Source organism: Xanthomonas euroxanthea (assembly GCF_900476395.1).
Classification (GTDB): domain Bacteria; phylum Pseudomonadota; class Gammaproteobacteria; order Xanthomonadales; family Xanthomonadaceae; genus Xanthomonas; species Xanthomonas euroxanthea.
In genome coordinates, this window is the sequence record NZ_UIHB01000004.1 from 371,128 (window position 1) to 393,462 (window position 22,335).

Annotated in this window: 15 protein-coding genes; 6 read left to right on the forward strand and 9 right to left on the reverse strand. The window is 67.0% G+C overall.

Going from position 1 to position 22,335, the window contains the following annotated elements; all coding sequences use genetic code 11:
- Nucleotides 1–216: 216 nt before the first annotated feature.
- The 3 genes from leuB to leuC all read right to left on the reverse strand — a co-directional run bounded on the left by leuB (nt 217) and on the right by leuC (nt 3,524).
- On the reverse strand, nt 217–1,290 hold the full coding sequence (gene leuB / locus CPBF1521_RS14005; protein WP_115677368.1) for a 3-isopropylmalate dehydrogenase: 1,074 nt from the start codon (nt 1,288–1,290) through the stop codon (nt 217–219).
- A gap of 75 nt (nt 1,291–1,365) precedes the next feature.
- On the reverse strand, nt 1,366–2,013 hold the full coding sequence (leuD, locus tag CPBF1521_RS14010) for a 3-isopropylmalate dehydratase small subunit (RefSeq protein WP_104584025.1): 648 nt from the start codon (nt 2,011–2,013) through the stop codon (nt 1,366–1,368).
- Between the two features lie 71 nt (nt 2,014–2,084).
- Nucleotides 2,085–3,524 carry a 3-isopropylmalate dehydratase large subunit gene (gene leuC / locus CPBF1521_RS14015; RefSeq protein WP_115677369.1) on the reverse strand — a complete coding sequence of 480 codons (1,440 nt, stop codon included), beginning with the start codon at nt 3,522–3,524 and terminating at the stop codon, nt 2,085–2,087.
- Between the two features lie 119 nt (nt 3,525–3,643).
- Here leuC and CPBF1521_RS14020 point away from each other — a divergent pair, with 119 nt between their 5' ends.
- Nucleotides 3,644–4,528: a LysR family transcriptional regulator gene (locus CPBF1521_RS14020; protein WP_115677408.1), complete on the forward strand. Its 885-nt coding sequence runs from the start codon at nt 3,644–3,646 to the stop codon at nt 4,526–4,528.
- Nucleotides 4,529–4,564: 36 nt separating this feature from the next.
- On the opposite strand, the gene CPBF1521_RS14025 is transcribed toward CPBF1521_RS14020, so the two are convergent.
- The gene (locus CPBF1521_RS14025) at nt 4,565–7,576 is read right to left on the reverse strand and encodes a ligand-binding sensor domain-containing diguanylate cyclase (protein ID WP_181901233.1); all 3,012 of its coding nucleotides are present in this window, start codon (nt 7,574–7,576) and stop codon (nt 4,565–4,567) included.
- Between the two features lie 266 nt (nt 7,577–7,842).
- Between CPBF1521_RS14025 and CPBF1521_RS14030 the strand changes: the two genes are divergently transcribed.
- From CPBF1521_RS14030 to CPBF1521_RS14040, 3 genes are all read left to right on the forward strand, one after another.
- Nucleotides 7,843–8,496, forward strand: coding sequence for a TetR/AcrR family transcriptional regulator (locus CPBF1521_RS14030; RefSeq protein ID WP_104584022.1), 654 nt, complete (start codon nt 7,843–7,845; stop codon nt 8,494–8,496).
- Nucleotides 8,497–8,624: 128 nt separating this feature from the next.
- Nucleotides 8,625–9,281, forward strand: a complete 657-nt coding sequence (locus tag CPBF1521_RS14035; RefSeq protein ID WP_104648815.1) for a protein-L-isoaspartate O-methyltransferase family protein — start codon at nt 8,625–8,627, stop codon at nt 9,279–9,281.
- A gap of 26 nt (nt 9,282–9,307) precedes the next feature.
- A complete protein-coding gene (locus CPBF1521_RS14040; protein ID WP_104584020.1) occupies nt 9,308–10,690 on the forward strand; it encodes a TolC family outer membrane protein in 1,383 nt (460 codons plus the stop codon).
- A 266-nt stretch (nt 10,691–10,956) separates the two neighbouring features.
- On the opposite strand, the gene waaA is transcribed toward CPBF1521_RS14040, so the two are convergent.
- A complete protein-coding gene (gene waaA, locus CPBF1521_RS14045; RefSeq protein ID WP_115677410.1) occupies nt 10,957–12,273 on the reverse strand; it encodes a lipid IV(A) 3-deoxy-D-manno-octulosonic acid transferase in 1,317 nt (438 codons plus the stop codon).
- 76 nt (nt 12,274–12,349) lie between these two features.
- On the opposite strand from waaA, the gene CPBF1521_RS14050 reads away from it, so the two are divergent.
- Complete coding sequence (locus tag CPBF1521_RS14050; protein WP_104648812.1) at nt 12,350–13,270, forward strand: LpxL/LpxP family Kdo(2)-lipid IV(A) lauroyl/palmitoleoyl acyltransferase; 921 nt, start codon at nt 12,350–12,352, stop codon at nt 13,268–13,270.
- A gap of 60 nt (nt 13,271–13,330) precedes the next feature.
- Here the strand turns inward: CPBF1521_RS14050 and CPBF1521_RS14055 are convergent, their stop codons facing one another.
- Genes CPBF1521_RS14055 through CPBF1521_RS14065 form a run of 3 tightly spaced genes read right to left on the reverse strand, consistent with a single transcriptional unit; the run spans nt 13,331 to nt 15,966 of the window.
- Nucleotides 13,331–14,665, reverse strand: a complete 1,335-nt coding sequence (locus CPBF1521_RS14055; RefSeq protein ID WP_104648811.1) for an O-antigen ligase family protein — start codon at nt 14,663–14,665, stop codon at nt 13,331–13,333.
- Complete coding sequence (locus tag CPBF1521_RS14060) at nt 14,646–15,758, reverse strand: glycosyltransferase (RefSeq protein ID WP_115677370.1); 1,113 nt, start codon at nt 15,756–15,758, stop codon at nt 14,646–14,648. Before CPBF1521_RS14060 ends, CPBF1521_RS14055 begins: the two co-directional genes overlap by 20 nt.
- A gap of 10 nt (nt 15,759–15,768) precedes the next feature.
- Nucleotides 15,769–15,966 carry a zinc-finger domain-containing protein gene (locus tag CPBF1521_RS14065; protein WP_006451050.1) on the reverse strand — a complete coding sequence of 66 codons (198 nt, stop codon included), beginning with the start codon at nt 15,964–15,966 and terminating at the stop codon, nt 15,769–15,771.
- Between the two features lie 315 nt (nt 15,967–16,281).
- Between CPBF1521_RS14065 and CPBF1521_RS14070 the strand changes: the two genes are divergently transcribed.
- A complete protein-coding gene (locus CPBF1521_RS14070; RefSeq protein WP_115677371.1) occupies nt 16,282–19,644 on the forward strand; it encodes a GH92 family glycosyl hydrolase in 3,363 nt (1,120 codons plus the stop codon).
- A gap of 321 nt (nt 19,645–19,965) precedes the next feature.
- On the opposite strand, the gene CPBF1521_RS14080 is transcribed toward CPBF1521_RS14070, so the two are convergent.
- Nucleotides 19,966–22,275: an NADP-dependent malic enzyme gene (locus CPBF1521_RS14080; protein ID WP_115677373.1), complete on the reverse strand. Its 2,310-nt coding sequence runs from the start codon at nt 22,273–22,275 to the stop codon at nt 19,966–19,968.
- Nucleotides 22,276–22,335 lie beyond the last annotated feature (60 nt).

Here is a 22,335-nt window from a genome sequence, read left to right on the forward strand (position 1 = left end):
GCGCTTGCACACGTACCGGCGTGGGACACGCCGCAAGTACGTCCGTGTAGGCTCTGGCGCGGCATCCATGCCGCTCAAGGTCCCACGCCGGCACGCGCGCAAGCACCACCAATTGCTGTCGCCAGCTGAGGACCTGGATGCGGCATCGCGCTACTGACCAACACCCGCATGCCGGCCACTCCTGCGCACCACAACGCTTCAGGAATGCGGGCGCTGTTACAGCGCGGCCACCACTGCGTCCCCCATTGCCACGGTGCCGACCTTGGTCGTGCCTTCCGACCAGATATCGGCGGTGCGCAGGCCCTGGTCGAGCACCTTGCCGACAGCCTGCTCGATGGCGTCCGCTGCAGCCGATTGCGCGAAGGTGTAGCGCAACATCATTGCCACCGACAGGATGGTGGCCAACGGATTGGCAATCCGCTTGCCTGCGATGTCCGGCGCGGAGCCATGACATGGCTCGTACATGCCCTTGTTGTTGGCATCCAGCGAGGCCGAAGGCAGCATGCCGATCGAGCCGGTGAGCATCGACGCCTGATCGGACAGGATGTCGCCGAACATGTTGTCGGTCACGATCACATCGAACTGCTTGGGCGCGCGCACCAACTGCATCGCCGCGTTGTCCACGTACATGTGCGACAGCGCAATGTCCGGATAGTCCTTGGCCACCTCTTCGACGACCGCGCGCCACAGCTGGCTCGATGCCAGGACGTTGGCCTTGTCGACCGAGCACAACTTCTTGCCGCGCAGGCGTGCCATCTCGAAGCCGGCCTTGGCGATGCGGCGGATCTCGCTTTCGCTGTAGGGCAGCGTGTCGTAGGCCTGACGCTCGCCATTTTCCAGCGTGCGCGTGCCACGCGGCTGACCGAAATAGATGCCGCCGGTGAGCTCGCGCAGGATCAACAGATCCAGCCCCGACACTACCTCAGGCTTGAGCGTGGAGGCATCGGCCAGCTGCGGATACAGCAGCGCCGGACGCAGGTTGGCGAACAACCCGAGCTGCGAGCGGATCTTGAGCAGGCCGCGCTCCGGGCGCAGCGATGGATCGATGGTGTCCCATTGCGGGCCACCCACCGCACCCAGCAGCACCGCGTCGGCGGCGCGTGCGCGCTCCAGCGTTTCGTCGGCCAGCGGGCTGCCGTACTTGTCGTAGGCCGCACCGCCCAGTTCGTCATGTACCAGGCTGACACCCAGCCCATGCTGCGCATCGATGCGCGTCAGCACCTTGACCGCTTCGGCCATGATCTCCGGGCCAATGCCGTCGCCGGGAAGAATCAGAATCTGCTTGCTCATGCAATCCTCGTCAGTGAAATCAACACAGCGCAGCACGTCCTGACGCAACCGGGGCGTTGGCACGTGCCGGCGGAATTACTGCAGCGCGCCGAACAGCCACGGTTGACGCGCGCGATGCCCTTGCTCGAAGCGGCCGATCGCATCGGCGTCCTGCAGGGTCAGACCGATGTCGTCCAGCCCGTTGAGCAGGCAGTGCTTGCGGAACGCATCGATCTCGAAGCCGTATTCCACGCCATCGGGGCGGCGCACGCGCTGTGCGGCCAGATCCACGGTGAGTCGGTAGCCCTCGGTGGCCAGGCATTGCGCGAACAGGGCGTCCACTTCTGCTTCGGCCAGCACGATCGGCAGCAGGCCGTTCTTGAAACTGTTGTTGAAGAAGATGTCGGCAAAGCTGGGCGCGATCACCGCGCGGAAGCCGTATTCGTCCAGCGCCCACGGCGCGTGTTCGCGCGAGGAACCGCAGCCGAAGTTCTCGCGTGCCAGCAGGACGCTGGCGCCCTGGTAGCGCGGGAAATTGAGCACGAACTCCGGGTTGAGCGGGCGCTGGCTGTTGTCGCGGCCAGGCTCGCCGACGTCCAGGTAGCGCCATTCGTCGAACAGGTTCGGCCCGAAGCCGGTGCGCTTGATCGACTTGAGGAATTGCTTGGGAATGATCTGGTCGGTATCGACATTGGCGCGATCCAGCGGCGCCACCAGTCCGGTGTGTTGGGTGAAAGGGGTCATTGAAAGGCCGGGAATTGGGAGTAGAGAATGGGGAATTGGCAGAGCGGAGACGGGACGGATGTTGCGATTCTCTATTCCCGATTCTCGATTCCCTGCAACGCACGCACATCAACAAAATGCCCGCTGACCGCCGCTGCTGCGGCCATGGCCGGGCTGACCAGATGGGTGCGGCCGCCGGCGCCCTGGCGGCCTTCGAAGTTGCGGTTGGAGGTGGAGGCGCAGTGTTCGCCGCTGCCCAGCTTGTCCGGGTTCATCGCCAGACACATCGAACACCCCGGCTCGCGCCATTCGAAGCCGGCGTCCAGGAACACCTTGTCCAGGCCTTCGGCTTCGGCCTGCGCCTTGACCAGGCCCGAGCCCGGGACCACCAACGCCTGCTTGATGGTGGCAGCGACCTTGCGGCCCCGGGCCACCGCAGCGGCCGCGCGCAGATCCTCGATGCGCGAGTTGGTGCACGAGCCGATGAACACGCGATCCAGGCGGATCTCGGTGATCGGCTGGTTTGCCCGCAAACCCATGTATTTCAGCGCGCGCTCGATCGAATCGCGCCGGGTCGGATCCTGTTCGGTTGCCGGGTCCGGCACCTGCTGGTCGACCGCCAGCACCATTTCCGGCGAGGTGCCCCAGCTGACCTGCGGCTTGATGTCTTCGGCACGCAGCTCCACCACGGTGTCGAAGTGCGCGTCAGCATCGGAAACCAGCGTGCGCCACAGTGCGACGGCGGCCTCCCAGTCGGCGCCCCTGGGCGCAAACGGGCGGCCCTGCACATAGGCAATGGTCTTTTCGTCCACCGCCACCATGCCCACGCGCGCACCGGCTTCGATGGACATGTTGCAGATGGTCATGCGCCCTTCCATCGACAGGGCGCGGATCGCGCTGCCGGCAAATTCCAGCGCATGGCCATTGCCGCCGGCGGTGCCGATCCTGCCGATCACCGCCAGCACGATGTCCTTGGCAGTCACCCCGAACGGCAGCGTGCCCTCCACCCGCACCTGCATGTTCTTCATCTTCTTGGCGATCAGGCATTGCGTGGCCAGCACATGCTCGACCTCGGAAGTGCCGATGCCGTGCGCCAGCGCGCCGAACGCGCCATGCGTGGAGGTGTGCGAATCGCCGCAGACCACGGTCATGCCCGGCAGGGTGGCGCCCTGCTCGGGGCCGACCACATGCACGATGCCCTGGCGCGCATCGTTCATCTTGAACTCGAGGATGCCGAAATCGTCGCAGTTCTCGTCCAGCGTCTGCACCTGCAGGCGCGAGACTTCATCGGAGATCGATTCCAGCCCGCCCTGGCGCTCGGCCCGCGTGGTCGGCACGTTGTGATCGGGCGTGGCGATGTTGGCATCGATGCGCCACGGCTTGCGCCCGGCCAGGCGCAAGCCTTCGAACGCCTGCGGCGAAGTCACTTCATGCAGGATGTGGCGATCAATGTAGATCAGCGACGAACCATCGTCGCGGCGCGTGACCTCGTGCAGGTCCCACAGCTTGTCGTACAGCGTCTTGGCAGTCATTGCGGCGATCCGGTTGGCGGATGGTGGAGTGCCCACCTGGCTGCGTTCGATGCTAGGAGCTTGCCTTCGATAACGCAAATTCATATTGTTTATTCAACAAATGAAATTTGGGAATGGCAATGGACCTGGCAAGCCTCAGCGCCTTCGTGGCGATTGCCGAAAGCGGCAGCTTTTCGGCCGCCGGCGAGGCCCTGCACCTCACCCAGCCGGCGGTGAGCAAACGCATCGCCTTGCTGGAAGCACAACTGTCGGCGCGGCTGTTCGACCGCCTGGGCCGCCAGGTGGTGCTGACCGAGGCCGGCCAGGCCTTGCTGCCGCGTGCGCAACGCATCCTGGCCGAGCTGCAGGACACCCGCCGCGTGCTGGAGCATCTTGGCGCGGCGGTCGGCGGGCGGCTGAGCCTGGCCACCAGCCATCATGTCGGCCTGCATCGCCTGCCCGCCCTGCTGCGCCGCTTCGCCGCAGAGCATCCACACGCAGCGCTGGACATCCAGTTCCTGGATTCGGAGCTGGCCTATGCCGCGGTGCTGCGCGGCGAGGTGGAGCTGGCGGTCACCACGCTGGCACCGGACACGCGTGCGCCACTGCGCGCGCAACCGATCTGGCATGACCGCCTGCAGTTCGTGGTGGCGCCCGATCACCCGCTGGCCGCGTTGCGCGCGGTGTCGCTGGAGGATGTGGTGGCGCATCCGGCGGTGCTGCCGGATCCGGGCACGTTCACCCATCGCATCGTCGCCGGTCTGTTCGCCGGGCATGGGCTGGTGCCGAGCCTGCGCATGACCACCAACTATCTGGAAACGATCAAGATGCTGGTGTCGGTCGGCCTAGCGTGGAGCGTATTGCCGGAACGCATGATCGATCACCAGATCGTGGCGCTGCCGCTGGCCGATGTGATGCTGTCACGCGAGCTGGGCTGCGTGACCCATGGCGGGCGCACCTTGTCGCGCGCCGCGCAGGCGTTTGTTGCCTTGTTGAACGCGCAGGCGGACCAGTTGCAGGAGTAAGCGCGGCAGCGCCATGCCCCTGGCAACGCGACAGGCTTACTGATCCACCAAGCGGTCGCGCCCCAGCCGCTTGGCCTGGTACAGGCGGCGGTCTGCCAGTGCCAGCAGTTCGCGGCGGCTCGGTGCTTCATCGCTCATCGCCATGCCCATGCTGGCGGTGCAGCGCACCGTCGTGCCCTGCGTCTCGATGCCGATCGCCGCCAGCCGCTGGCGCATGCGCTCGAACAGCGCGCGTGCCTGTGCAACGTCCACCCCCACTGCCGCGAGCAGAAACTCTTCGCCACCGTGGCGCGCGGCGAAGCACTGCGCCTGATCCTGCTCGTTGAATGCTTCGCCGATCGCGCGCAGCACCGCATCGCCGACCTCATGGCCGTACTCGTCGTTGATGCGCTTGAAATGGTCGATATCCATCAGCACCAACGCCAGCGAGGGACCACCGGCGCGCGCATCATCGAACCATTGCTGCAGGACGCGCTCGGCCTCGCGCCGATTCGGCAAGGCGGTCAGCACGTCGTGGCTGGCGCGGTATTCGAGCTGGCGCATCAGGGCTTCGCGCTCCTGGCTGGCCTGCTGCAGCGCGAGGTTCTTGTCGCTCAACTCACGGGTGCGTGCGTCGATCACCGTATTGAGTTGGCGCTGACGACGGCGGTAGCTGGCGGTGCGCCACAGATAGAGCCCGTAGATCAGGCTGCCCAGCCCGAGGATGCCCAGGGCGATCACTTCGCCACGCCGCCACCACGGCGGCGCCAGTGCGATCACCAGGCTGGATTCGCCCACCAGCGCGGTCTGCCGCCAGTCCACCGGCAGCGACATCGCCTGGACGCGGAAACGGAAACGGCCCGGCGGCAGATTGGTGTAGACCGCTTCGCTGGCGCTGTCGGCGTCCACCCAGTCCGGGTCGAAGCCTTCCAGCCGGTAGCGGTAGCGCACCTTGTCCGGGCCACGATAATTCAGCCCCGCATAGACAATGGCGATGCGCCGGGTCTCCGCGCCGAAGCGATGCAAGCCATTGAGCGGCTGCACCGTGCCGTCGACCAGCAGCCGCTCGAACACGATCGGCACGCGATGGCCTTGCAAGGTGCCCACGCGCGCCGGATCGATCACGCCCAGGCCCGCAGCGGTGGGAAACAGCAACTGCCCGGACTGGGTCATCCAGCCTGCCGGCGCGCTGCTGCCATTGCCCTGATTGCCGGGCATGCCGTCGCTGCGATCCACCACCTCCACACTCAACTGCTCGCGCGTGCCGGCATCGAGCTGGTCGAAGTCGCTGCGCGCGATGCGGAACACGCCGTGGTTGCTCGACAACCAGAAATAACCGCGGCCGTCGTCGATCACCCGGAACACCTTGTCGCGCGGCAGCCCGACCCGGTGGTCGTAGACGCGGAAGGTCTCTCCACTCAGGCGCAGCAGGCCGCGATCGCTGGCGATCCACAGGTCGCCATTGGTATCGCGCAGGAAGTCGAACGCGTTCTGCCCGGGGAAATCCTGCTCGCCCAGCCATGCGCGTGTACTGCCATTTGCCGACAGCGCAGTCATGCCACGATCGGTGCCGATCCACACATTGCCCTGCGTATCGCGATACAGCACCTGCACCGAGCCATCGGGTACGCCGTCGGCGGCGGTGAAGCGGCGTGCCTTGCCATCGCGCCAGCGCACCAGCCCGGCGGTGGTGCCGATCCACAGCGTCTGGCCATCGGGCAACACCGCGCGTACCGACAGCGACGGCAGGCCGTCGGCCGCACCAATGCGTGCCAGCACGCGCCCTTGCGCATCCAGGCGCACCACACCCTGGCTGTACGTGCCGGCCCAGACGCCGCCATCGCCGGCATCGGCCAGGGCCAGCACCGATTGCTCCAGCACGCGGCCGCCCTCGTTCGGCACCACCGACACGCGGCTGATCCGGTTGTTGTGCCAGCGGTCCAGGCCCACCGCGCTGCCCACCCACACGGTGCCGTTGCCGGTCTGCAGCACCGTGCGCACGTAGTCCGAGGCCAGGCCGTCTTCGTGGGTGACGCCATGCGCGGCGCCTTCGGCAATGCGGAACAGGCCGTGCGTGCTGCCGACCCAGATCAGGCCCTCGGCGTCTTCCAGCAACGCCGGGCTGGCGACGCCCGAAATGGCGATCTGTTCATCCGGCGTACCCGCGCCGCCATGCACCACCAGCGTGCCCGACGGCAGGCTCATCCACAGATGTCCGCGCCGATCCAGCAGCAATGCATCCACCCGCTGGCCTTGCCGGAAACGCTGCAGTCCGCCACCGCGGCTCCACCACCACACGCCGTCGTCGCCAGCGACCAGCAGGCCGCCCTGACGATCGCTGGCCAGCCGTCGCACCGGTGCGGCGCGCATGCCATGTGCCTTGCCCCAGGCCTCGGCCACAATGCCATCGCGGGGCAGACGATAGAGCCCGACTTCGGTGCCCACCCATAAATCGCCATCGGCATCGGCCGCCAGCGCGGTGATGCGCGCGCGCGGCAGGCCGGCCTGGCGCCCGACGTCCACCACCCGCCCGTCCGGCTCGATGCGGTACAGCGTCTGCGGCGTGCCCACCCACAATGCGCCACCGGCGCAGCGCAGCAGTGCACTGACTGCCAGGTGCCGCGCCGAAGCATCACCCAGCTGCTGCCAATGGCCATCCTGGTAGTGGTAGACCCCATCGAAGGCGGTGCCGAACAACATCCCGCCGGCGCTGTCGCGTGTCACCACGAACACGCCCCCCAGCTCGACGCCCGGTGTGTTCTGACGGTCATACACGGTGAAGTCGCGGCCGTTGAAGCGCGCCACACCTTCCCAGGTGCCCAGCCAGATCAAGCCATCGGCGCCCTGCGCCACCGCGTGCACCAGATTGTGCGGCAGGCCGTCGTCCATGCTCCAGCGCGTGACGGTGTGGTACGCGGTATGGGTCGGCGGCTGGGCGCCGGCCGGCCAGACGCCGAACAGCACGCAGGCCAGCAATGCCCATCGCCACAGCAGCCCGGTCCGCCGCACGCATGTGCTGCGGACGCAGCCCGTCTGCGCATGCGCCCCGACCCTGTCCACGCTCCCCATCCCCTCGTTGTGCTGCCAAAGGGGCTGCCGACGTGCGCCGACAGACCGTTAGCCAATCTATCACCGGGGGTTTTTCAACGCGCTAGGTGGATTCCCCACACCGATGGGATGCACCATGACACCGGGAGGCATTCAGCCGAAACAATTACCGGACATAACCAAGCTGGTGCGCAGCTAACGCCTGGGCGCGGCCGTTCCTGAGCGCTTGCCTGCATTCCACCGGCAGCGAGTATAAATATAGAACCCGATGGTCTAGTATTGGCAGCATGTCCAGCTCGCCCCCCCTCAAGTCCAAGGCCAGGAGCAACGGCCCCGGACGGCCCAAGGATCTTGGGAAACGCGCCGCCATTCTTGGCGCTGCCCGCACCATGTTCATGGAGCAGGGGTATGCCGGGGTCAGCATGGATGGCATCGCCGCCCAGGCGGGCGTGTCCAAGCTCACCGTCTATAGCCATTTTGGCGACAAGGAGAGCCTGTTTTCCGAGGCGATCCGTGCGCAATGCCAGCATATGATGCCGGACGACCTGTTCGATCATGCTCCCGAGGGCGCGCTGCGCGATCAGCTGATCGAAATCGCCGATGCCTTCTTCGCCATGGTCAGCACCGAGTCGGCCATTGCCACCCACCGCATGATGATGGCGCCCGGTACGGGCGACGTGCATGTACGCGAGATGTTCTGGGATGCCGGCCCCAAGCGAACCCAACGGGCGCTGGCCGATTTCCTGTCCGCACGCGTGGCCGACGGGCAGCTGAAGATCGACGATGTGGCACGCGCCGCGTCCCAGTTCTTCTGCCTGCTCAAGGGCGAGCTGTATGCGCTGATGATGTGCGGCCTGCACGGCCAGCCCACCCGCGCGCAGGTGGACGAGCACTTGCAGGCCAGCGTGGATTTCTTCTTGAGGGCGTATGCGCCGCGCTGACCGCCCCCGGCCTTTGGTGGCGATGACTTCCGGCACTGCGTCGTTTGCCGGCGCGCAGCGATGCTAGATGCGCCAGTTGCCCCGTGCACCGGTAAAATGCCTGCCCCACCGCGTTGGATAACCGCACCATGACGATCGATTTCTCCCAGGCCCGCGAAAAGATGGTCGAACAGCAGATCCGGCCGTGGGACGTGCTGGACCTGCGCGTGCTCGACGTGCTGGCGCGCCTGCCGCGCGAGGCCTTCGTGCCCGAGGCCTACAAGACCCTGGCCTATGTCGATGTGGAAATTCCGCTGTCGGCCGGCCACAAGATGATGAAGCCGGTGGTGGAAGGCCGCATGTTGCAGGCACTGGACCTGCAGCCGGGCGAAGACGTGCTGGAAATCGGCACCGGCAGCGGGTTTTCCACCGCCTGCCTGGCCGCGCTCGCCCGCGAAGTGCTGAGCCTGGAGATCGATCCGGCCCTGGCCGCCGCTGCCCGCGCCAATCTGGACAGCAGCGGCCTGGGCAGCAACGTGCGGATTGAAACCGCCGACGTGTTCGGCTGGCAGAGCGAGCGCCGCTTCGATGCCATCTGCGTGACCGGCGCGGTCGATACGCTGCCGACGCAATGGCTGCAATGGCTGCGGCCGAACGGGCGCCTGTTCGTGGTCCGCGGTCACGAACCGGTGATGGAAGCGGTCCTGGTCCGTGGCGACGTCAACGCTCCGCGCATCGAATCGTTGTTCGAAACCGACCTTGCCTATCTCCAGGGCGCCGCACCGACGCCCCGATTCCAATTCTGATTCTGATTCCCAAGGAAGCTTCCCCGATGATCCGCCGATCCCTCGTCCTGGCGCTGGCCGCCGCCCTGTCTCCGATGGCCGCGAACGCCACCGATCTGCTGCAGGTCTACGAAATGGCCCGCAACGGCGATCCGCAGCTGGCAGTGGCCGAGTCCACCCGCTTGGTCAATCGGGAGGGCGAAGTGCAGGCGCGTGCGGCGTTGTTGCCGCAGTTGGACGGCACCGCCGGGTACACCCAGTCGCACCGCGAGTTGGAAGGTGTGGATGGGCGCTCGACCACCAAGCAGCGTCAGTACGCGATCCAGGGCAGCCAGACCATCTTCAACTGGGCGCAGTTCGCCAATCTGCGTGCGCAACGCGAAGTGGCCAAGGCAGCCGACTTCACATTGGAATCGGCCAACAACGACCTGATCACCCGCACCTCGGCGGCATATTTCCAGGTCCTGGTCGGCATCGAATCGCTGGCGGCGGCAGAGACCAACGAAGCGGCCGCCAAGAAGCAGTTCGATTACGCCGACAAGCGGCTGGAAGTGGGCCTGGCCCCGATCACCGACGTGCATGAAGCGCGTGCCCAGTACGACCAGGCGCGTGCCGACACGATCAATGCGCGCAACACCTTGAAGGATTACTACCAGGCCTTGACCGAACTCACCGGCCAGCCGGTCACGTCCTTGCGCGCACTTCCCGAAGACTTCCGCCCCGAAGTCCCGGCGGCGTACAGCAATGTCGATCAATTGGTGGCCACTGCCATCGCCGACAACCCGGCGCTGAAGTCGCAGCAGTTGCAGGTCAGCGCGGCTGAGGCACAGGTCAATGCCGCACGTGCGGGCCATTACCCGACCTTGAACCTTGGTGCCAATGTCGGCCGCAGCAACAGCTGGGGAGGCGCAGGCACCATCGATCAGGCCGCAGGCAACTTCACCACGCAGGGTCGCGATATCGACACCGACTCGATCGGCCTTACGCTGTCGATTCCGATCTTTGCCGGCGGTGCTACCCAGTCGGCCGTGCGCCAGGCGTTGTCACGCCGCGATATCCAGCAGGACACCTACGAGCAGCAGAAGCGCGCGCTGGACCGCAATACGCGCAATGCCTACCAGACCGTGGTTGCCGGCATCAGCGAAGTGGAAGCCCGTCGCCTGGCCGTGGTCTCCGCGCAGGCCGCATACGACGCCTCGCAGGTCGGCCTGGAAGTCGGCACGCGCACCGTGCTGGACGTGGTACAGAACCAGCGCACCCTGTTCCAGGCGCAGCTGAACTATGCACAGTCGCGCTACACCTTCCTGCAGAACCGCCTGCTGCTGGGCCAGGCGATCGGCAAGCTCAACATCACCGACCTGCAGGATGTGAACCGGCTGCTGTCGCAGGATGCCGAGTCCAAGCTGCAGGGCAGTGGCTCGCTGCAATAAGAAGATCTCGGCATGATTGAAGAGGCGGGCACAGGCCCGCCTTTTTTGTGCGTGATGCGATGTGAAGCGATCGCATGTCGGCCGATCATCCGCGGCTTGGCTGCGGAGCCGCCTTGCCCGCCCATCATCACGGAACAGGCCGGGAGTCCGTGGCGGCATCCATGCCGCACAAGGCCTTGCGACGCTGGCTGACAAGGATCATCAAGGAGGGTCGGCGTGCCTGCTCCAGGGGCCCTGCACACTGCGACGCAGCCGCAGTGACATCCTCAGGACGCGGCACCCTCGCTCACCACCGGCGGCAGGTGCGGCGCGATCTGCACCAGCGTCCTCGCCACCGCGCCCTTGCCGTTGGCGACCAGTGCCAGCCCTGCCGCGGCCATCGCCTCACGCTGGACAGGGTCGCCGAGCAGGCGCGCCAGATCGTGGTACACGCTGTCGGCATCTTCGCAGATGGTCACCGCCTCGGCCTCGCGCATGCGCCGCGAAATCTCCGAGAAATTGTGCAGATGCGGGCCGGTGACGGCCGGCGTGCCGACTGCCGCCGGCTCGAGCAGGTTGTGCCCGCCGATCGGCTGCAGACTGCCGCCGACGAAGGCCACCTGTGCACAGGCGTAGAAACTCATCAGCTCGCCCAGGGTATCGATGACAAACACCTTGTCGCGCGCGCGCGGCCATTGCTGGCTTTTACGCGTGGACACGGCCCAGCCACGCTCGCGCGCCACGGCCTCGACCTTGGGAAAGCGCTCCGGGTGGCGCGGCGCCCATAACATCAGCAGATCCGGAAACCGCAGCAGCAGGCGCGCATGGATGTCGGCCACGGCCGCCTCCTCGCCTTCGTGCGTGCTGGCGGCAATCCACACCGGCCGCGTGGCCGGCACGTGCGTGTGGAACTGCGTGACCAGGGCCTGCAGCTGCGCAGGCGCGGCGATATCGAATTTGAGATTGCCCAGCGCGATCACCTGGTCGGGCCGCGCACCCAGCGTGACGAAGCGTTCGGCATCGTCGTGCGACTGCGCCGCCACGCAGGTGACGGTGCGCAGCGCGCGGCTGATCAACGGTGCCAGCAGGCGATAGCCACGCAGCGAGCGCGCCGACAGCCGCGCGTTGAGGATGTACACCGGAATCCCGCGGTCGCGGCAGCCGAACAACATGTTCGGCCACAGCTCGGTTTCCAGGATCAACGCCAGGCGCGGGCGGAAATGCTCCAGGAAGCGACCGACGCTGCCGGGCACGTCGTAGGGCAGATACACGTGGTCCACTGCATCGCCCCAGACCGCGCGCACGCGCTCGGAGCCGGTGGGGGTAATGGTGGTGATGACCCAACGGATATCCGGGCGCTGCGCACGCAGGGCGTTGACTAGCGGCGCGGCGGCATTGACCTCGCCCACCGACACCGCATGCACCCACACGCGCGGGCGACCGCAGGCGTGCGTGTAGGAGGCATAGCGCTCGTTCCAGCGGTTGAAGTATTCGCGGACGCGAAAACCGCGCCACACCAGGTGGTACACCGTCACCGGCAGCAACAGGTACAACAGCGCCGAGTACAGTCCGCGCAACAGCCATTCGATCGGGTCTTTCCGCATCGGTGCAGGATACGGGAGCGTTGCGGCGTGCGCATGTGCACGCTGCCGCGCGCGCATGATCCCTTAGAATTGGCCCATGTCCGAGCCCGCCAACGTCGCTGTCCGCCCTTCCCTGCGCAATCCCAGGCACTGGCCGATGTACCTGGCCCTTGCCGTCATGGTGATCGCCGGACGCCTGCCCTGGATGCTGCAGCGTGCGCTGGGGCGTGGCGTGGGCTGGATCGCGATGCGCCTGGCCGGCACGCGCCGGCGTGCTGCCGAGGTCAACCTCAAGCTGTGTTTTCCCGAACAGGACGATGCCTGGCGGGCGCGGCTGTTGCGCGACAGTTTCGATGCGCTGGGCGTGGGCCTGTTCGAATTCGCGCGCGCCTGGTGGGGCAGCATCGATGCGATCCGCCCCGGCGTGCAGGTCGAAGGGCTGGAACACCTGCAGCGCCTGCAGGAACAAAAACGCGGCGTGTTGCTGGTCTCCGGCCACTTCATGACGCTGGAGATGTGCGGGCGGCTGCTATGCGATTACGTACCGCTGGCCGGCATGTACCGCAAGCATCGCAACCCGGTGTTCGAGTGGGCGGTCAAGCGCGGGCGGTTGCGCTATGCCACGCACATGTTCGCCAACGAGGATCTGCGCGCCACCATCAAGCACCTCAAGCGCGGCGGTTTCCTGTGGTACGCGCCGGATCAGGACATGCGCGGCAAGGACACCGTGTTCGTGCCGTTCTTCGGGCATCCGGCCTCCACCATCACCGCCACCCATCAGCTGGCGCGGCTGACCGGTTGCGCGGTGGTGCCGTACTTCCATCGGCGCGAAGGTGGCCGCTACCTCCTCAAGATCGCACCGCCGCTGGCAGACATCCCCTCCGACGATGTGATCGCCGATACCACGCAGGTCAATGCGGCGATCGAGGACATGGTGCGCGAGGCGCCGGACCAGTACCTGTGGATCCATCGGCGCTTCAAACGCCAGCCGGGTGGGCGCAGCGATTTTTATCGTTGATATCGCGTATCTGGATGCAGGCGGCGTGTGCCGCCGCAGCACCGCAAGATGCAGGGAGAATCAGCGCGGCGGCGGCTGATCTGCGTCGTCGTTGAGCAAGGCACCGGCATACAGGCCGGCCAGCATCAGGCTCAGCCCGCCCCAGAAGCTGGAATAGAACGCCAGATGCGTGTTGAGCGGGAACACCGTGGCCACCAGCGCGATCATCGCCGGGCGTGCCTGCTCGCGCGCGGCCAGGCTGGAATAGCGCCACGCGCGCCAGGCCTGCGCCGCACCGGCCAGCCACAGCAGCAACCCGATCACCCCGGTTTCGGCCAGGATTTCCAGCACGATCTGGTGCGCATGGAAGGCCGGCCCATCGCCCCAGGCCGGCGCCTGCGCGGGTGCCGGATTGCAGGCCGGATACGCCTGCCGGAAGCCGCGGGCGCCCACCCCATTGAGTGGATGCGCGTGGATCATGCACAGCGCTGCGCCCCAGATCTGCGCACGCCCGGACAAGGCCTGGTCGACGCCCTGCTGGTCATCGCTGAAGGCCAGCGCGGTGCGCTGGATCCGCTCGCGCGCCTGCGGCGCCACCGCCACCACCCCGGCCGCCAGCAGCGCGCCGACCACCGCCACCGCAAGCAGGCGGCGGCCACCCAGCAACTGCCAGCCGGACAGCAGCACGATCACGCCGTAGGTGATCCACGAGGCCCGCGACCCCGCCAGCACCAGCACCACGCCGACCGCCGCAGCAGCGCCCGCCCACGCCCAGGCATTGCGCCGCCCCAGTGCCAGCAGCAGGAAGGGCGACAGGCTTGCAAGCGTCTGACCGAACTTGAGGTTGCACGGCCCCAGCACGCCGCTGAGGCGGTCGACCAGGGCCAGCTCCTGCGGCGTGCACAGGCCATGCCCGCTGATCAGCTGCTTGATCTGATCCAGGCCGAAGAACAACGGGCTGCTGCCGAACACGGCCTGCAGCAGCGCATCCAGTGTCCACACCCCGCCGATCACCGCCAGGCCGGTGAAGGTGCGCCGACGCCGCTGCGCATTGGCCACCGCGATCGCGCACAACCACATGAACGGCAGATAGCGCAGATCGGTGGCCGACTTGCGCAGCGCGCGCCCCACGTCCACCGCATCGAACGCCGACAGCATCTGCGGCAACCAGTACGCGAAGAACAGCACGCTGGTCAGCGCCCAGGCCGCACCACTGAGCAGCCGGGTGCCGCCACGGAAGCGCGCATGCAGCAGGCGGTAGGCCGCAAACAGCGCACCCAGCGACAACACCGTCTCGGCCAGCCCGGGTGTGGGCCATAGCGCCACGAACAGGAGCACCCACAGCGGCGCCCAGCGACCGGCATCGGGGGTCAGCGCGGACGCAGGTGGGATGGCCTCAGCGGCGGAGTTCGTCATAGACCTTCAGGGTGGCCGCTTGCATGGCCTGCAACGTATAGGGGAGCACGGCGGGCGGTGTCGGCGCCTGCCGCAGCAACTGCAGCGCCTGGGTGCGCAAGGCATGGGCATCGAAGGCCGGCACGGCGCCGCCGGGTTGCAACTCGGCCAGCAGCTCGCCGACGCCGCCGTGCGCCCAACCCAGCACTGGCCGGCCCACCGACAGGGCCTCCACCACGGTGCGGCCGAAGGCCTCGGGCTTGCGCGACAGCTGCAGCACCAGATCGCTGGCGGCATAGGCCTCGGCGATGCGTGCGGTGGGTTCGGTGAAGGCGACCGCCTCGGCCACGCCCAGTCTGGCGGCCTCGGCTTCCAGCTCGCGCAGATAGGCATCACGGCCCGGCTCGCGCGCGCCTGGCAGCCACAACCAGGCCGGCACGCCGGCAGCGCGCACGTCGGCGAGCAATTGCAGGCCGTCGACGTGCCCTTTCAGGCGCGTGCCGCGCCCGGGCAGCAGCAGCAGTGGTGCATCGGCCGGCAAGTCGGGCAGCACGGTCTGTGCCCAGCTGCGCGCGCGGCGGTCCGGCTGCGGGCGACGCGGAAACTGGGCGATATCGACACCGCGCGGGATCGTGCGCAGGCGCGCGGTGTCGGTCTGCGGATAGTGCGTGCAGACGTACTCGCGCACTGTCTGCGAGACGCAGATCACCCGCTCGCCATAGGTCATCACCGCGCTGTAGCGGCTGGGCGAGTTGAGCCCGTGCACGGTGGTGACGAAGCGCGGCCGGGTGGCCTGCGGCATGCCGCGCAACGCGTACCAGCCCAGCCAGGCCGGCAGGCGCGAACGTGCATGCACGATGTCGGCCCCCAGTTCGGCGAACAGCCGGCGCAGGCCGACCACGTGACGCAAGGTCAGCAGCGACTTGCGCCCGATGTCCAGCGTGAGATGTTCGCCGCCCGCCTCCAGCAGCGGCTGGACCAGGCGGCCGCCGGCCGAGACCACCACCGCGCGGTGGCCGGCGCGCACCAGCGCAGCGGCGATTTCCAGGGTGGAGCGCTCGACGCCGCCGGACTGCAGCGCCGGCAGCAGTTGCACCACGGTCAGGCGGTGCATCCGGCCAGGATCAGTCGGCGAGCACGAACAGCGCGCCGCAATACGGGCACTTGGCTTCGCAGTTGGGCTCGTCTTCGATCGGCAGATACACGCGCGGATGCGAGTTCCACAACGCCATCTGCGGCGTCGGGCAGCTCAGCGGCAGATCGCCGCGATGCACGGTGTAGCGCGATTCGGCATTGGCGGGCGCGGTGGCGGTCTGGCTCATGGCGGCACGATCGTAGAGACAAGGCAGAGCGCGGATTCTAGCAGCCTGCGTGGTGATCGGCCCATTGACCGGCCACACCGGTTCGGGTGGTGATGCTCTCAACAGCCGCCCCGGGCGCTGCCAGCGTCGGGGAGCAATGCGGCAGCCCTGGCTGGCCTGGCCTTGCTGGGCCGGCAGCGCCAGGCAGCCATACCCGGACATCGCGCTTATCATCGCCGGACAATGGCGCACCGCCCCGGCGTGCGCGTGCCAGGCTCGCCTGCCTCGGCAGGCCGGACCTGCCCTGCGGCATCGCACCCAAGGAGACATCGCCACGTGACCTCGTCTGTTGTGTTGCTGCATCCGCGTGACCTGTGGTTCCGGCTGGTCGTTGCCCTGGGCGTCGCTGCGCCGTTGTCGGTGAGTGCGGCGACCGGGTTGTCGACCTCGTTTGAAGCCGGCCAGCCGTTGCCGGTGAGCGCGGCGGCGGGCGATGTGCAGATTGCCATCGGCACCGGTCCGGCCGCGCCGTATGCGGCCAAGCCGAACGCCGGCTACAGCGGTGCGCATGCCCTGCGGTACGACAGTCGTGGCGCAGGTGGGCGGCGCACCTTGTTGACCGGCGAGATCCCGATCGGTGCCGATACCACGCTGTCCTGGCTGGTATTGCCCGAGAGCGTGGGTGGCGAGCATGTGGCATCGACCTATGTGTCGCTGGACCTGCTGCTGGACGACGGCACACGCGTGTCGGCCAGTGCTGCGCGGGATCAACATGGCGTCGCGCTCGGTGCGCGGGCGCAAGGCGAGTCGAAGACGCTGTATCCGCAGCAATGGGCGCGCAAGGCGGTGCGGCTGGGTGACGTGGCCGGTCTGCGTGGGCGCCATGTGCGTGCGATCGAGCTGGAAGTTGCACCGCCGGCAGGCGCGCCCGGTGCCGGCTGGATCGACGATATCGCCATTGCCGAGGTACCGCTCACGCCGGCAACGCGTCCGTCGGATTGGGTGCTGACCACACGCGGCACGCAGTCCAATGGCACGTTCTCGCGCGGCAACAATTTCCCGGCAACAGCGGTGCCGCATGGCTTCAACTTCTGGACGCCGGTGACCGATGCGGGCGCGCTGACCTGGCTGTATCGCTGGAACGAACACAACGATGCGGACAATCGCCCGCGCCTGCAGGCGTTGTCGCTCAGCCATCAGCCCAGCCCGTGGATGGGCGACCGCCAGACCTTTCAGGTGATGCCGTCGCTGGCGGCCGGCGTGCCGCCAGCCGATCGTCGACAGCGTGCGCTGGCGTTTTCGCATGCCAATGAAACCGCCCGCCCCTATCGCTACGCAGTGCAGCTGGACAACGGGATCCAGGCCGAGATCGCGCCGACCGACCATGCCGCGTTGTTCCGCTTTCGCTTTCCGGCGCAGGGCGATGCCAATCTGGTGTTCGACAATGTGGACGCGCGCGGCGGGCTGCGGCTGGATGCGGCGACACAGACACTCTCCGGCTATACCGATGTACGTAGCGGGCTGTCGACCGGCGCCACGCGCATGTATGTCCATGCCAGCTTCGATACGCCGTGGGAAACCAGCGGCCTGAGCGACACCGGCCGGCCCACCGGCTGGATCAAGTTCGATCCAGGCAGCACCCGGCAGGTGCAGATGCGCATTGCCACCTCGCTGATCTCGCTCGAGCAGGCCAGGCACAACCTGGCACTGGAAATCGCACCACAGACAACATTCGAGCAGGTCGCCGCGCGGGCGCAGCAAGCCTGGGATGCGGTGCTGGGACGCCTGGAGGTGCCCGACGCCACCGCCGACCAGAAGACCACGCTGTATTCCAACCTGTACCGGCTGCACCTGTATCCCAACTCCGGCCATGAGAACGTCGGCAGCGCCAGCGCACCGGACTGGCGTTACGCCAGCCAGAGCAGCTGGTCGGACGACAACATCGATGGCAGCGCGGTGCGCAGCTTTGCGCCGATCCGCGATGGCCGGGTCTATGTCAACAACGGCTTGTGGGACACCTTTCGCACCGCGTGGCCGGCGTACGCCTTGTTCGCGCCCGACGATGCCGGTGCGCTGGTGCAAGGCTTTCTGGAGCAATCGCGCGCGGGCGGCTGGGTGGCGCGCTGGTCGTCGCCCGGGTATGCCGATCTGATGGTCGGCACCAGTTCCGACGTGGCCTTTGCCGATGCCTGGCGCAAGGGCGTGCAGGGCTTCGATCCGCTCGAGGCGTATGTTGCCGCACGCAAGAACGCCACCGTGGTGGCGCCCGACAGGCATGTCGGCCGCAAGGGCATGGCCCGTTCGACCTTTCGCGGTTATGCCGATACCGACACGCACGAAGGCATGTCGTGGTCGATGGAGGGCGCGCTCAACGATTTCGGTATCGCCAACATGGCCGAGGCGCTGGCCGGGCAGGCAAAGACGGCCACGGCGCGCGAGCGTTACACGACCGAGGCGGTATATTTTCGTCAGCGCGCGGCGGGCTATTCGGCGTTGTTCAATCCGGCGATCGGTTTTTTCCAGGGCCGCACACCGGACGGCCATTGGCGCGTGGACGCGGCACGGTACGACCCGCGCGTGTGGGGCCACGATTACACCGAGTCCAGCGGCTGGACGTTTGCATTCACCGCACCGCACGACGGTGAAGGCCTGGCGGCGTTGTATGGAGGACGCGCGGGCCTGGCAGCGAAACTGGATACGTTCTTTGCCACCCCCGAGACCGCCGAGGCCAGGTTCGCCGGCTCCTACGGCACCACCATTCACGAGATGACCGAAGCGCGCGATGTGCGGATGGGCATGTATGCGCACAGCAACCAGACCGCGCACCATATCCCGTGGATGTATCTGTACGCCGGGCAGCCGTGGAAGACGCAACGCATCACCCGCGAGATCCTGGCACGCCTGTACCTGGGCAGCGAGATCGGCCAGGGCTATCCCGGTGATGAGGACAACGGCGAAATGTCGGCGTGGTATCTGTTCGCGGCACTGGGCCTGTATCCGTTGCGCATGGGCACGCCGGAATACGTGATCGGCTCACCGCTGTTCAAGCATGCCAGCGTGCGGTTGCCCGATGGCGGGACGCTGACGGTCAATGCGCCGCAGAATTCGCCGCAGAACGTGTACGTGCAATCGCTCAAGGTCAACGGAAAGCCCTGGCGCAAGACCTGGTTGCCGCATGCGGACATCGCCAGGGGCGCGACGCTGGACTTCGTGATGGGGCCTGCACCCTCGCGCTGGGGCACCGGGCCGAACGATGCGCCACCGTCGCTGACCGCTGCGGGCAAGCGCCCTGCCCCGTTACGTGATGTGCTCGGAGACACGGCGCGCATCACGCTGGCCGATGGTGGCGAGGTCGCTGCCCTGCATGACGACGATGCGGGAACCGTCGCTGCAGTTGCATCGACATCGACGCTGACGCTCAGTGGCATGGCGCGCGGCACGCCCACGCTCTACACACTGACCAACGGCAACGCGGCCATTGCGGCCAGTGGCTGGACGTTGGAAGCGCGTACGGCCGATGGTGCGTGGACGGTGGTCGATCAGCGCCGTGAGGAAGCGTTCGACTGGCCGTTGCAGACGCGGCCGTTTCGTATTGCCACACCTGGTGCGTATACCGACTATCGGCTGCGATTCAGTGCGCCTGCGAAAGTGCAGCTGGCGGAGATCGAGTTGCTGGGAGCGGAACCTGCGGTGCGTTGAGGCGCCGGTCTCGCAGCGCTGATTGTGCTGCTTTCTGCAGGCAGGCGACTGCAGGATGCAGGCACCCGCTCAGCGGTCGGCAGATTTGCACGAGGGATGCGGGAGCGAGGTCACACTGCAATGTCAGCAGCGCTGGTGAGCCTAACCCCCACCCACCCCCCGCTCCGCGCGCCGGCCCGCGCTTGCGGCGCGGGCGCTTCAAGGCACGCGTGCCAGTGGCGCGCAAGCAGTGCCTTGTCGCCCCGATGGGAGAGGGGCGTTGGCGCGGCACGTGGGGTGCCGCTAACGGATCGGTCTTTGATGTTTCCCGGTGGGGGGATCTCAATCGCTATTTTTTTCGCTGGCGGTCTTCTCGGCATCGCGCTGCCGGCGGATCTGCGCATCCACCGCCGCGATCGCGGTCATGTTCATCACCCGGCGCGAGGTGGCGCTGGTGGTGAGGATGTGCACCGGCTTGGAGATGCCCATCAGGATCGGGCCGATCGCCACGCCGTCGGTGAACACGCGTACCAGGTTGTAGGCGATGTTGGCCGCTTCGAGGTTCGGCAGCACGAACAGGTTGGCGCGGCCCTTGAGCGTGCTGTTGGGCATGATCTGCTTGCGCAGTGCTTCGTCCCAGGCGGTGTCGCCCTGCATTTCGCCATCGATGTTGAGCTCGGGCTTGCGCTTGAGCAGGGCCTCGCGCACCTGGCGCATCTTCAGCGCATCGCGCGAGTCGTGGCTGCCGAAGTTGGAGTGCGACAGCAGCGCGATGTTGGGTTCGATGCCGAACAATTTCAGGCGGTACGCGGCCTGCAGCGTCGCTTCGACCACCTGCTCCACGGTCGGGTCTTCCTGCACATGCGTGTCCAGGAAGAAGAACACGCCCAGCTGGTTGATCACGCCGGTCATCGCCGAGGTGGAGCTCACCCGCGGTTCCAGCGGAATCACGCTGCGTGCGTAGCCCAGCTTCTTGTGGAAGCGGCCGACCACGCCGGACAGCATCGCATCGGCTTCGCCACGCGCCACCATCACCGCGGCGATCAGGGTCGGACGCGAGCGCATGAGCTCCTTGGCGGCAGTGACGGTCACGCCGCGACGCTCGGTGAGCGCGTGGTAGTACTGCCAGTATTCGTTGAAGCGGGGATCGTCGAGGATGTTGGTGATCTCGAAATCCACACCGGCGGTCAGGCGCAGGCCCATGCGTTCGATACGCGCTTCGATCACGTCCGGGCGGCCGATCAGGATCGGGAAGGCCAGGCCTTCGTCGACCACGTTCTGCACCGCGCGCAGCACCACTTCCTCTTCGCCTTCGGCATACACCACGCGCTGCTTGTCGGCGCGCGCACGGTCGTAGACCGGCTTCATCATCAGGCTGGTGCGGTAGACGAACTGGCCGAGCTTGTCGCGGTAGGCCTCCATGTCGGCGATCGGGCGCGTGGCCACGCCCGAATCCATCGCCGCCTGCGCAACGGCGGACGACAGCTCCACCAGCAGGCGCGGGTCCAGCGGACGCGGAATCAGGTATTCCGGGCCGAAACTCGGGGTTTCGCCGCCGTAGGCCGCGCCCAGGTCGGAGGCCTCGCGCCGTGCCATCGCCGCGATCGCCTTGACGCAGGCGATCTTCATTTCTTCGTTGATGCCGGTGGCGCCCACGTCCAGCGCACCGCGGAACAGGTACGGGAAGCACAGCACGTTATTGATCTGGTTCGGGTAGTCCGAGCGGCCGGTGCCGATGATGCAGTCCGGGCGCACCGCCTTGGCCGCTTCCGGGGTGATTTCCGGGTTGGGATTGGCCAGCGCGAAGATCACCGGCTGGCGCGCCATCGTGGCGACCATTTCCGGCTTGAGGATGCCGGCCGCCGACAGGCCCAGGAAGATGTCCGCGCCCTCGACGATCTCGGCCAGGGTGCGCTTGTCGGTGTCGCGCGCGTAGCGCTGCTTGTCCGGGTCCAGGTCGGTGCGGCCGGTGTGGATCACGCCATCGCGGTCCAGCGCCAGGATGTTCTCCGGCTTCAGGCCCAGAGAGACCAGCATGTTGACGCAGGAGATGCCGGCCGCGCCCATGCCGGTGGTGGCCAGCTTGACCTCTTCGATCTTCTTGCCGGTGACTACCAGCGCGTTGAGCACGGCGGCGCCGACGATGATCGCGGTGCCGTGCTGGTCGTCATGGAACACCGGGATGTTCATGCGCTCGCGCAGCTTGCGCTCGACGATGAAGCACTCCGGCGCCTTGATGTCTTCCAGGTTGATGCCGCCGAAGGTCGGCTCCAGACTGGCGATGATGTCGACCAGCTTGTCCGGGTCGTTCTCGTTGATCTCGATGTCGAACACGTCGATGCCGGCGAACTTCTGGAACAGCACGCCCTTGCCTTCCATCACCGGCTTGGACGCCAGCGGGCCGATGTTGCCCAGGCCCAGCACCGCGGTGCCGTTGGTGATCACCGCCACCAGATTGCCGCGCGCGGTCAGCTCGCTGGCCTGGGTGGGTTCTTCGACGATCGCCTCGCAGGCGAAGGCCACGCCCGGCGAATACGCCAGCGACAGGTCGCGCTGGGTCAGCATCGGCTTGGTCGCGGTGACCTTGATCTTGCCGGCCGGCTGCTGGCGGTGGTAGTCGAGGGCGGCCTGTTTGAAGTCGTCGTTGGACATCGGCGTTGTGGGTCTCGAAGGCGCAGGAGGGCTGAATTCTACCCCCCTGCCTGAACATGG

Bases quoted from the DNA above. Each gene is read 5' to 3' on its own strand.
- CPBF1521_RS14080 (WP_115677373.1), bottom strand. From the start codon at position 22,275: ATGTCCAACGACGACTTCAAACAGGCCGCCCTCGACTACCACCGCCAG.
- CPBF1521_RS14035 (WP_104648815.1), top strand. From the start codon at position 8,625: ATGACGATCGATTTCTCCCAGGCCCGCGAAAAGATGGTCGAACAGCAG.
- CPBF1521_RS14060 (WP_115677370.1), bottom strand. From the start codon at position 15,758: ATGCACCGCCTGACCGTGGTGCAACTGCTGCCGGCGCTGCAGTCCGGC.
- CPBF1521_RS14025 (WP_181901233.1), bottom strand. From the start codon at position 7,576: ATGGGGAGCGTGGACAGGGTCGGGGCGCATGCGCAGACGGGCTGCGTC.
- waaA (WP_115677410.1), bottom strand. From the start codon at position 12,273: ATGCGGAAAGACCCGATCGAATGGCTGTTGCGCGGACTGTACTCGGCG.
- CPBF1521_RS14020 (WP_115677408.1), top strand. From the start codon at position 3,644: ATGGACCTGGCAAGCCTCAGCGCCTTCGTGGCGATTGCCGAAAGCGGC.
- CPBF1521_RS14050 (WP_104648812.1), top strand. From the start codon at position 12,350: ATGTCCGAGCCCGCCAACGTCGCTGTCCGCCCTTCCCTGCGCAATCCC.
- leuD (WP_104584025.1), bottom strand. From the start codon at position 2,013: ATGACCCCTTTCACCCAACACACCGGACTGGTGGCGCCGCTGGATCGC.
- leuB (WP_115677368.1), bottom strand. From the start codon at position 1,290: ATGAGCAAGCAGATTCTGATTCTTCCCGGCGACGGCATTGGCCCGGAG.
- CPBF1521_RS14065 (WP_006451050.1), bottom strand. From the start codon at position 15,966: ATGAGCCAGACCGCCACCGCGCCCGCCAATGCCGAATCGCGCTACACC.
- CPBF1521_RS14055 (WP_104648811.1), bottom strand. From the start codon at position 14,665: ATGACGAACTCCGCCGCTGAGGCCATCCCACCTGCGTCCGCGCTGACC.
- CPBF1521_RS14030 (WP_104584022.1), top strand. From the start codon at position 7,843: ATGTCCAGCTCGCCCCCCCTCAAGTCCAAGGCCAGGAGCAACGGCCCC.
- leuC (WP_115677369.1), bottom strand. From the start codon at position 3,524: ATGACTGCCAAGACGCTGTACGACAAGCTGTGGGACCTGCACGAGGTC.
- CPBF1521_RS14040 (WP_104584020.1), top strand. From the start codon at position 9,308: ATGATCCGCCGATCCCTCGTCCTGGCGCTGGCCGCCGCCCTGTCTCCG.